Origin of the sequence: Ligilactobacillus acidipiscis (genome assembly GCF_900116935.1) — a bacterium.
In the GTDB taxonomy this organism is placed as follows: Bacteria; Bacillota; Bacilli; order Lactobacillales; family Lactobacillaceae; genus Ligilactobacillus; species Ligilactobacillus acidipiscis.
On the sequence record NZ_LT630287.1, the window covers coordinates 2455509 to 2467084 of the forward strand.

The window sequence follows — 11576 nt, forward strand, 5'->3', positions numbered from 1 at the left end:
ATTACTAATATACCATAAACAAACTTGATTGACCGCTATCTTTACTTGTTTTACCGGTAAAAATAATGATCATCCTGACACTAATTCTTAGGATGACCATTTTCTTTATTAAATTTACATTAACCCATTGCACCATTAGGGTTTAGCATACCTAAAATTGAATAACTAACATCTGGGAAACCGAAAATCATTTGCTCCAGGTCATCGTTAGTCAAGCCTTTATCAACAACAAATGTCAATATATTGATCAAAGAAGCAGCTTGGCCGCCATAAATTACCGCACCCGCAACTTTATGAGTTTCTTTTTCAAAAATTACGGTCAGCTCAGCATCATCATCGTGTTTAGTATCAAAACTCTTGCCATATGGTAAAACTTGTTCCTGATATTTATCTGGTTCTACCTGAGCCTGTTCTGGAGTGAGACCGATCTGGGCGATTCGCGGTAAGGTATAGGCGATAAATGGAACTGTCGGATAGTCTATCGGCTGGTCATCTTTACCCAAAATCTGTGCTGCGATGTAATTTGATTCAAAAGCTGCAGTTGGTGTTAGCTTAGGGATCTGTTTGTCGATCACATCTCCGCTAGCATAAATATTCTTCAAACTTGTCCTCAAATGATCATCAACACTAACGCCGCCTTTAGTATAAGTGATACCAACTTCATCCAAGCCCATATCTTGCGTGTTAACCTGACGCCCTGTAGCTCCGAAGACATAATCTGTATCAAACTTCAAACCGGCTTCTGTCGTAACAGAATAACCGTTATTGTTCTTTTTAACTTCATTAACAGCTTCGTTAAAATGGAAGCTGACACCTTCTGCTTCCATTTTGGCTACTAATTTATCAACATACTTCTTGTCATCTTGAGCCAAGGCCCGATCTGAATACTCAATAACTTCGATCTTCGTGCCAGCTTTAACAGCCATCGAGGCAAATTCAAGAGAAATCAAGCCGGCACCAATAAAGACAATAGACTTCGGCAAATGTGGAATAGATAAGAAATCTTTGCTGCCATGAATATATTCTTTACCTGCTGCGGGTAAAATCGAGTCATGTGCACCAGTTGCGATAACAATATTTGCTGCAGTGATTTGTTTGTCACCAGCTTTTATCGTATGAGCATCTGTTAATTTACCTTTTCCTTCATAGATATCGATCCCCGCTTTAGGGAACATTTCTTTCATCATCCCGGGAATACGGTCGATCCAGGCGTGCTTATATTTCATGAGATCTTCCCAGTTTAATTGTGGGGCAGTATCTAAACCAAAGCCCTTATAATTCTGGCTGTCCTGAATCACCTCAAAAGGGCCATCCAAAAGTAATTTAGCGCCACAACCATAATTAGGACAAGTCCCACCTAATTTATCTTCTTCGATAAAAGCAACTTTTTTCCCAGCCTGTAATAATTTAAAGGCCCCATGAAAAGCAGCATGACCACTACCAATAAAGACAACATCATAATCAAAATCAGCCATAAAAATTCCTCCTTTGAAAACAGAGCGGAGTGAACCGGTTAAAAGTTGAGCATTATCGGACTTTAACGATAAGTCGTGGTTTTTACGACTTGTTGTTAAAGTTGGATGGGCGCAGACTTTTGGTTCACGGAGCTCGACTATGAAAACAGAGCGGAGCATGGTGTTCAGAAGGTGAGCACTAACGGGCTTTCACGCTATAATGCGTTTTTTAGCATTGGAGTGTGAAAGTCGGTTAGGCGCAACCTTCTGCCATGCGTAGCTCGACTATAAAAACAGAGCAGAGTGAAACGGGAGAAAGTGAGCACTATCGGAGTCAGGAATTATAACGCGGGTTGGGCGTTGTAATTCCTGGCTTGGATAGGCGGAGCTTTCTGTTTCACGGAGCTCGACTATAAAAACAGAGCGGAGGCAAGCCGGGAAGAAGCGAGTATATCGGGCTTCAACAAGATAGTGCGTTTTAGGCACTGTCTTGTTAAAGTTGGATAGACGGAACTTCTTGCTTGCCAGAGCTCGACTACTAAAACAGAGCAAAGCAAGCCGGGAGAGCTCGACAACAAAAATTATTTTTCTTTCTTAATTTTCTTGTTGATCGCATCAACGCTTCTTTTTGCTCGTAACATGCTATAGCCCCAAACCACCAAGTAAATAATGACAAAAACGAATATTTCACTCGTAATGCTCGCAAGATCTAAGGGATACCAACCTGCAAAATATGCAATGATCATAAAACCAGACACAGTTGTCGCAAAATGTGTCAAAGTTTGTCGCGCTAAACTCCACCTTTCTATTTCAAATACCAAGGCAGTTACGGAAAATAATGAACCAAACAAGGCCCACAAGATTATAGAGATCAACAATACATCTAAGTTGCTGGAAAAATGTTCTGCAAAGCGAGCTTCAGCAGGTTGATAAAATGTGTCGCCACGGCCATATGAATAGCCCAAAGTAACTAATAAACCATAGGTGATACCAAATGGCATTCCAAAGAAGAAGTGGTTTAAAATTCGCCGGATCATATTCCTAACCTCCTTTTAATTTTTGAAACGTAACGTCGTGATACATATGATTCTTCTTTATTCATCATGATCAATTTAATATTTCCATTTCCACCTAATTCCAAGTGATCAATAAATTCAAAATTAACGATTTCTCCACTTGAGATCTGAATGAATTTTTTTGGTAACAACTCTACCAGCTGATAAATTCGTTGTTTGGCTTTATATGTACCAGAAACAGTTTGCACTTGAACGTCACTTGCTTCAGTCCGGATCCTAATTATCTCTTCAAATTGCAGAGGCTTTACAGTTTTATCTTGATAGCCCCACAATAGGGAATCCGATTTTTGTAAATCATCGGCCATGGACTGCATTTCTGGGGTTATTTTCTTAACGTGGAAATCAACATGTTCAGGTTGATCGTCATCTATAAAGAAATTTACTTTCACGTTCACTCTGCCCCCTTTACCTATCTTTCACTTAGTATGAAAACATTATACAATCTTTTTTCTCATCAAGCTCTAATTTGAAATGATTGGTTGTATTAAGCAGCTAATCGGTAAAAAATTCGCAATAAAAGAAAAAACCGGAAATATTTTTCCCGGCAAAATCTCATTTTTTCATTTAAACGTTCCATGTTCGTTGATTATTGATTTTTGTTTTAGCTTCAACTAATTTAACCGGATCCAAGTCGAGCTGATCACACATAAAAAAACGTATATGTCAATACATCAGCAAGTTCTTCTTCCAAATGAATCCGTTTGTCGTCCGTTAAAGAAGCATCTTCAGCCTGCCACTGAAAGATCTCCAGGACCTCTGATGCTTCAAGGTTCAACGAAAGTGCAAGGTCCTTCAAATTATGAAAGTCGCTCCACCCTTGATTTTCTCTAAAATCATGCAAATGCTTTAATACCTCTTGATATTGCAGCGAAGTTTTTTGATCAACTTTCAAATTTCGATTAGAACCATCCTGTTCTAAGTTATGGATCTTTCCCACAAGTAATCGTCCTTTCTTTTTTGAATATTATAGTCTCAGTATACAGAAAAACCCGTAAATTAGACTAACCATAGCATTTACGGGCCAAATATCTATTTTAATTTCGTGATCCTTCTTTAAATCAAGAGAGTATAAAATAGTTTGTGTAAATGAATAAAAGTCCTGTTGAAAAGGGAATCCCTTCCCCGTATGATTAAATCATCCAAATCAAACCAAAACGGAGGGATTCCCCATGGATTAGTTTACCAAAAATCTAACCAAAACTCTATTGTCAAATGGCGATGTTAAAGAACTTTTTCGTCAACAACTCGAAACGGCTATTAATCACATCTTGCAAGCTGAACTGACTGCCTTACTTGGTTATGATCCTTATGACCGCAGTGGCTTTAATACTGGCAATTCTCGTAATGGCCAGTATTATCGTTTAATTGACTCTGAATATGGTAAGTTGAAAATTGCTGTGCCGCGTGACCGTAAAGGCCATTTTCATAACCACCTGCTTCCAGCTTATTCTCGTCGTCAGGACGCTTTAGAAACAACAATCATTCAGCTTTATTCCAAGGGCGTTACGACCCGTGAAATTGCAGATTTGATTGAAAAAATGTATGGCTCTTATTATTCACCTAGTACTGTTTCTAATATCACTGCTCAGGTAACAAAACAGATTGAAGCTTTTCATCAACGAACTATTAAGGCAAACTATGTTTGTCTTTTCTTAGATGCAACTTACTTACCTTTGCGCCGCGATTCAGTTCAAAGAGAAGCGGTCTATATTGCTTTAGGTATTACATCTGTCGGCATCAAAGAAGTTCTTGATTATCGAATCGCTCCAAGTGAAAATACAGGAGTTTGGTCAGAAATGGCAGAAGATCTTAAAAAACGTGGATTAGAACAAGTCCAGTTGATCATTGCAGATGGAATGGTTGGTCTGCAGCCAGCATTATTGCACGCTTTCCCGAAAGCTAAATTTCAAAGATGCCTAGATGCCTAGTACATGTTATGCGCAATATTGGTTCGCATGTGCGTTTAAAAGATCGTGAGGCGATCTTAAATGACTTTAAAGAGTTGCATTCAGCGACCGATGTAACTGCAGCACACAAGATCTTAAATGATTTTTATGGTGCATGGGGGAAATCGTATTCCAATCTGATCCAGCAACTTAAATCCATTGAAAATGAACTATTAGCTTTCCTGAGTTTTCCCCCGGCCATTCGACCAACAATTTATTCAACCAATATCTTAGAATCACTGAACAAAAGAATCAAACGCAAGACCAAACCAAAGGAACAATTTCCAAACGAAAAATCTTTAGACAATTTCATTGGAGTTCAAGTCATAAGCTATAACGAAAAGTACTTCAATCGTAGCCATCGCGGATTTGGTCAAGTCAAAGACACGTTAGAATCACTTTTCGATTAATACTTTATTTTGCCAGGAGAAGGGATTTTCATTTACACAAACTTCTTGACACTCCCTAAATCAAAGCTAAAACAGCAAAGTTGATTATAAACAACAGCGAAACGACCCAAATCAATGGATGAACTTGCCTCCCTTTGCCTAAGACCGTTTTAACAAGTGTATAGAAAATAAAACCAAAGGCGATCCCATAGGTAATATTATAGGTAAATGCCATGACGATCGAAGCCATGAAAGCTGGAATAGCTTCTTCCAGATCCTTCCATGGAATATCATTAAAGTTACCCATCATCATCACACCCACCATGATCAGTGATGGAGCAACTGCAACCGACGGAATGATCGATAAGAAAGGTGATAGAAATGCACTCAAGATAAACATGACGGCCACAGTCACGCTAGTCAAGCCAGTCCGACCACCGGCACCGATCCCAGCTGAACTTTCGACATAAGCCGTAATGTTAGATGTACCAAAAAGCGAACCAACACCCGTGGCGATCGAGTCAGCAAATAAGGCCTTATCTAGTTTTGACTTGAAACCTGGTTGTTCCTCTAGTTCCATTTCTTCTTTTCCAGAAAAGATCCCAGTCTGACGCCCAGTTCCAATAAAGGTCCCTAAAGAATCAAATGTGTCTGACAAACTAAAGGATAGAATAGTTACTAATACTAAAGGCAAGCGATGCGGATCAGAAAATAAGCTTCCCATCCCTTTATCCGAAAAAGCTGCTAAGAAGGTATCGCCTAATTGAGAAACAGAAGCCCCGAAGGAGTACTGGCCAGAAATATGCAAATTAGTCACTCCCATCGGGATCCCAATGATAGTAGTAAGAATAATGCCAACCAGCAAAGCCGCCGGTACTTTTTTAACTAGTAAAATAACTGTGATCAAAACTCCGATGACAGCTAGGATGATCTCAGGATTATTAAAATTACTCAAAGAAGGAACGATTCCACCACCAGAAACAACACTTGAAATGCCATGAGAAAAATGTTCCTGTTCGGCTGAAAACGGCTTATTATTAACGCTTAAAATATCAGCTGCACCAGTTTTAAACTGTAAGAATCCAGCATTTTTAAGTCCAATATAAGCAATGAAACAACCGATCCCACCACTAATAGCGACTTGTAAATTAACTGGAATGGCGGAAATCAACATTTTCCGGATCTTGGTTACAGTAATTATGATATTGACTAAACCACAGAAGAAAACAAGTGCTAATGCTTCTTGCCAACGAAAGCCTAGACTCATAACAACAGTATATGTAAAGAATGCATTCAAACCAATGCCGGGTGCTAAGGCATAAGGAACGTTTGCGAAAAGGCCCATGATCAAAGTCCCCACGACTGAAGCAATAATCGTGGCCAAAAACGCTGCCTGGCCAGGGATCCCCGCCTCATTTAAAACACCTGGAATAACAAAAAGAGCATATGACAAAGCAAAAAAAGTAGTTAATCCAGCGCTGATCTCGGTACCGACATTAGTCCCCGATTTTTTTAGATGAAAAAAATTATCCAAAATGTATTCCTCCTGTATCACGAACTATAAATTAGTACATCAAGTTTATAGTTCGCTTTTGTGACAATTGTAATTGTATCACTTTTTTCAAAAATTTCCATCAATATTTGTAATTGTTTCAGAAAAAAATTAAGGAATATTATTTTATATAGCAAACTACATTTATAGCGGCTGAAAGTCTAAAAATCATGAATGATTTTTGCCAGAACCTCTGAAAAAATCGGTTCCTCGCTTTCATCTAATTCCAGCATGATTTGATGGTTTATATCGTCCATCACTACATAGATGTTATCAATATACTGTTCTAATAAATTAAACCCTTTTTCAGATAACGATCAAGAGACCTGCCATTTATCACTTCTCAGATGTCACACTTCGATCAATCTATTATTTCCCAGCCGTCATACAATACTATGAATCGTCTGGTGATTTAACACAAGGGTATCGGTCATCTCTTTTTGTGTTACAGTTCTACCCTTAAACTCGTATAAATAGGCCATTAAAGATTTTAAAAACCCGCATATTATAAATAGTGATCACGCTAACGATTTTCTTACTCAATTCTTTTTTCAATCAATTTATTAACGATTTTAATTGCAACTCTAACCGCTTTAAAAACGATCGTTCATATTCTCAGCTCATCAATATAACTTACTACATATTTTTGAAAATAATCATTTTAAACTTGCTCCTCAAATACCACCTCATAAATTTTTTCACTACTTACCAAGTAATACAGCCTCAGTCTAAGAAAATTTCTACCTCAAGGTACAACGAATTATGGTATTATGACACTAATAAAGTCCATAGGAGCTCTTTAAATGAAAAAAATCAAAGTTTTAACGGACTCTTCAGTCCTTCTAACGCCTAAAGAAATAGAACAATATTCAATTACGATCGTCCCTCTTTCTGTAGAAGTGAATGGTAAAAATTATATTGATGGCAAAAACATCAGCCGAGACGAACTCATCGAAATGTTAAGGGTCGGAAGTATCCCCAAAACAAGCCAGCCGTCTTTGGGACGCTTTGTAGAAGCATTCAATGAACTTGGCAAAGATGGCAGCCAAGTTGTAGCTATCCTACTATCAGATGTTTTAAGTGGAACAGTATCTGCTGCTCAACAAGCTGCAGATATGACTAAAACTGAAGTGACTGTCATTAATAGCAAGTCAACTGACCGTGGCGAAGCATTCCAAGTACTTGCAGCGGCTGAAGATGCTGCTTTGGGAAAAACCATTGAGTATATTAAATTACATTGCGCAGAAATTTATAAGCGGACAACAGTTCATGTTCTGATCGATAATCTTGACTGCCTGGTTGCTGGCGGACGTGTCAGCAAAATGATGGGAGCAGTAACTAAGCTAGTTAATATTAAAGTAGTGGCGGAACTAAAAGACAAATCATTAGATGTCGTTTCTAAGGGGCGCAATACTAAAAGCTGGTTTAAATATTGTCAAAAATTAAAAGAACAATTGAAAGATAAGAAACTCCAGGCATTAGCACTTCCCCACGTCGCAGCCGATAATTCCATCATGGAGAAAATTAAAGATATTTTTCTTCATGATAATCCGACCGCAGATTTTATCCAAGAATTGACTAGTCCTATTATCATGACTCACACTGGTTTAAAAGCTATTGGGTTGATAACTTTGACTGAAAAACCAGTCATAGAAACTGAAAAATGATAATAAAAGAACTGGGATAATATTTTTATTAATAACAATAGGATGTAGGAATTAATTAAAAATTTCTCTGCACCCTGTTTTTTTGCAAATCTTTTCTATCAGAATTTCTGAAGTTAAATACACATTTTTTCACTTAAAATCGTAATTGGTCAACTTACATCTCCTGGATTTGGTTAACAGGCTCTCCTCCTATTAAAAATCCACTTATAGTCGGTTGATAACTGCTATAGAATAACATTCAACGATATTTCCAATATATTTTAACCGATTTTCTGTTTTTTATTGTTTTTTTCTTTAAAATGTTCGTGTATTTGATGTAGAATATATCTTATGGTTAAATAATTTTTATTTGCTTAAAAAATTAAGGTATCACACTTACTTTAACTAAACCTGAATTATTCATACTTTTCCCTTAAGGACTACTTTTTGTTGTTGTCATGCTAGTTCGCATCTTTTTCGTTTTTCACCTGTTGGGTGTACAAAAAGAGCACATCCTGTGCTATTGTTAAGTCGTTGAAAACCACAAAGAACAGGAGTGCTCCTTATGTCAACTTTACATCATGAAAAACTTTTATTCAATGACCAGATCAACATTTCTAATGACGGTGGTGAGTTAGCGAACGATGCCGGAACTTTATTAATTGCTGAATTTCTGCACCAAATTCACTTTGACCAGCTCTTAGAAGATAACTTGCATTTTAAAGATGACCGTAAATATTGTACCTTTCCCTTGAACAATTTATTTAAGCAGTTGCTGTTGCAATTGCTGGCAGGATACTGCCAAGATCAGTCGGCTAATACCTTGTCACACGCCGTTGATTTTAAGCTGGTCTTGTCTCAAGCGGTCGCTTCCCAGCCGACACTTTCACGCTTTATCAATCACATTTCAGCGTCTGGGCTCTTTTCAGTCAAATCATTGCTCGGCTCGGTAGCTCACTTTGTTCTTGGGCAGCTAAATCAACATCAGCTGATCCTTGATCTAGATTCGACACATGCCGATACGTTTGGTGACCAAGAAAAGAGTGCTTATAACGGTCACTACCAGACCAACGGTTATCATCCTTTACTAGCCTTTGATGCTTTATCGGGCTGCTTGTTGAATGCTCAATTACGCCCCGGCAATCGCTATACTTCCCAAGGTGCGACTAAATTTTTATTACGGAGCTTACGGGCCTATGACGGATCTTCCCTGGATGTCTTAGTGCGAGGAGATTCTGGTTTCGCAGCTCCAGGGATCTACCATGCGTGTGATAAAAAGCAGGCTAAGTTCGTGATTCGTTTAAAAGCGAACTACCAGCTCCAAAGTCGGGCTGAGCACCTGATCCAAGTGGGTGACCAGGACTTCACCGAAGCTGAAGTCCAATGGCATGTCCTGCGAGACTATTGTCCTCAAAGTTGGTCACGACCTTATCGTGTGATTATTAAATCAACGCGGCCGGCGGGCAACTTTCTGTTTGACCATGAGTTTATCGTGACCAACTTGGAAGAATTAAGCGGTCCACAAGTCTTTGCCCTCTATCACCAACGCGGTTCCATGGAAGACTTGATCAAAGAAGTTAAACGTGGCTTTCACTTTGATAAAACGGACAGTTCTAGTTTTGAGGCCAATGAGTTCCGGATGCTGGTAGCTGGGGTCGCTTATAATATACTGCAAGCCATGAAGAACTTAGTTTTACCAACAAAGCTTAAACACGCTCAGGTCGGGACGATCCGTTTTAAATTACTCCATGTGGCAGCTAAGGTCACGCACCATGCGCGTCAAGTCTGGGTCCATTTATCTCAGACCAATGTGTTCGATAAATTATTTTGGCAGACACTGTTCAAGATTCAAAATCTAAAAATATATCCGCTGTGAACTCACAAAAAAAAAATGTTTTTCTTAGGGAAAGGGTGAAGTCTGTCCTTTTTTAAACAGTCCGACAACAAAACTAACAAAAAGCTGCTTTTTTTACACACTAAAGTAACTTTGCACAAAGTTTTAACTGCAACGAAAAGTATGAATAATTCAGGCTAAAAAGAGTTGATTAAAAAGTAAAGATTTGAAAGACACTGGTCATTAAATGGTGCTCGCATATTACATTTTAAAAATTGATTTATCCAAAACTTTTTAGCTCTGTATATGCCTGGCATCAGCTTATTATTAGAGAGAGGGAGCATAATTGAAACATTATAAATTTTTTAAACTATCTTTAGGATGGCAAATTCTGATTGGTTTGATCTTAGGTGTAATACTTGGGATAGTCTTCTACAAAAATCAAGCAGCAATCACTGCTATGCAAAATATCGGGACAATGTTTATTAACCTGATTCAAATGATCGTTTTGCCGATAGTAGTTTCATGTTTAACTGTAGGGATCGCCAATATGGGTGACATTAAAGAACTCGGAAGAGTCGGTCTAAAAACCTTGATTTACTTTGAAATATTGAGTACGATCGCGATCATTCTTGGCATGATCGTCGCTAATGTGCTTCACCCAGGAACAATGATCAACATTCATTCGCTCCATGGTTCCGATATCAGCCAATACATGGCAACTGCTAAATCAGCTAAACATAATACAGGGATCTGGGCTACTTTGTTGGGGATCATTCCCACTAACATTTTTAAATCACTATCAGAAGGAAATATGATGCCCGTAATTTTCTTTTCTGTCTTCTTTGGCTTAGGAATTTCTGCGATTGGTGAAAGAGGCAAGATCATCGTTGATTTCTTGACGGCAGTTCAACAGGTCATGTTCAAAGTAACTAACTGGGTCATGAAAACCGCTCCAATTGGTGTTTGTGCTTTGATCGGTGTAACTCTTGCAGAAATGGGGATCAATGCTTTACTCCCACTAGGTTATTTTGTAGCCATTACGTATCTGACAATGATTGCCTTTGTGATAGTGGTAATGGGGATCGTCGCAAAGATCTTTAAATTCAAACTATCAGATCTGCTGCACGTCATTAAAGATGAGATCATTTTAGCATTTTCAACTGCTAGTTCAGAAGCAGTTTTACCTAAAATGATGGAAAAAATGGACAAATTCGGCGTTAACCAAGGGATCGTTTCTTTCGTCATTCCTACTGGTTATACTTTTAACCTAGATGGATCGGCCATTTATCAATCTCTGGCCGCCCTCTTTCTTGCTCAAGCTTATGGCATTCACCTCTCTCTTGGACAACAGTTGACCCTTTTAATCGTTTTAATGCTGACATCGAAAGGTATGGCCGGTGTTCCCGGTGCCTCCTTTGTTGTCCTACTGGCCACTATCGCCACGATCGGTGTTCCGATGAGCGGCTTAACTTTTATTGCTGGGATCGACCGCATCATTGATATGGGACGGACAGCTGTTAACGTGGTCGGAAATTCATTAGCGACCGTTGTGATCGGTAAATCAGAAAATGAGTTTGACGATGAAAAGTCACAAAAATATATTGCAAAGTTTAAATAATCAGTCTATTTTACGCAAAAGCACGAAACTCCCCATTAAAGAAGTTTCGTGCTTTTTT

At 38.5% G+C, this 11576-nt stretch carries 8 protein-coding genes and 1 pseudogene; 4 read left to right on the plus strand and 5 right to left on the minus strand.

Features of this window, described 5'->3' with window-relative positions:
• Positions 1-119 precede the first annotated feature (119 nt).
• The 4 genes from BQ5903_RS11390 to BQ5903_RS11405 form a co-directional block, all read right to left on the minus strand.
• Positions 120-1475 (minus strand): dihydrolipoyl dehydrogenase family protein, encoded by a 1356-nt coding sequence (locus BQ5903_RS11390; protein ID WP_079579579.1) that lies wholly within the window; start codon positions 1473-1475, stop codon positions 120-122.
• 560 nt (positions 1476-2035) lie between these two features.
• The gene (locus BQ5903_RS11395) at positions 2036-2491 is read right to left on the minus strand and encodes a DUF3021 domain-containing protein (RefSeq protein ID WP_056972691.1); all 456 of its coding nucleotides are present in this window, start codon (positions 2489-2491) and stop codon (positions 2036-2038) included.
• A complete protein-coding gene (locus BQ5903_RS11400; RefSeq protein ID WP_010495970.1) occupies positions 2488-2919 on the minus strand; it encodes a LytTR family DNA-binding domain-containing protein in 432 nt (143 codons plus the stop codon). The genes BQ5903_RS11395 and BQ5903_RS11400 overlap by 4 nt, the downstream gene beginning before the upstream one ends.
• 251 nt (positions 2920-3170) lie before the next feature.
• Positions 3171-3467, minus strand: coding sequence for a nucleoside triphosphate pyrophosphohydrolase family protein (locus tag BQ5903_RS11405; protein WP_231920867.1), 297 nt, complete (start codon positions 3465-3467; stop codon positions 3171-3173).
• Between the two features lie 268 nt (positions 3468-3735).
• On the opposite strand from BQ5903_RS11405, the pseudogene BQ5903_RS11410 reads away from it, so the two are divergent.
• A pseudogene (locus BQ5903_RS11410) lies at positions 3736-4886 on the plus strand (IS256 family transposase).
• 55 nt (positions 4887-4941) lie between these two features.
• Here BQ5903_RS11410 and BQ5903_RS11415 read toward each other — a convergent pair.
• Entirely contained in the window at positions 4942-6399 is a 1458-nt protein-coding gene (locus BQ5903_RS11415; protein ID WP_079579580.1) for an NCS2 family permease, read from the minus strand.
• An 821-nt stretch (positions 6400-7220) separates the two neighbouring features.
• On the opposite strand from BQ5903_RS11415, the gene BQ5903_RS11420 reads away from it, so the two are divergent.
• The 3 genes from BQ5903_RS11420 to BQ5903_RS11430 all read left to right on the plus strand — a co-directional run bounded on the left by BQ5903_RS11420 (position 7221) and on the right by BQ5903_RS11430 (position 11518).
• The gene (locus BQ5903_RS11420) at positions 7221-8084 is read left to right on the plus strand and encodes a DegV family protein (protein WP_079579581.1); all 864 of its coding nucleotides are present in this window, start codon (positions 7221-7223) and stop codon (positions 8082-8084) included.
• A 544-nt stretch (positions 8085-8628) separates the two neighbouring features.
• On the plus strand, positions 8629-9939 hold the full coding sequence (locus BQ5903_RS11425; RefSeq protein WP_079578404.1) for an IS1380 family transposase: 1311 nt from the start codon (positions 8629-8631) through the stop codon (positions 9937-9939).
• 304 nt (positions 9940-10243) lie between these two features.
• Entirely contained in the window at positions 10244-11518 is a 1275-nt protein-coding gene (locus BQ5903_RS11430; RefSeq protein ID WP_079579582.1) for a cation:dicarboxylate symporter family transporter, read from the plus strand.
• Positions 11519-11576 lie beyond the last annotated feature (58 nt).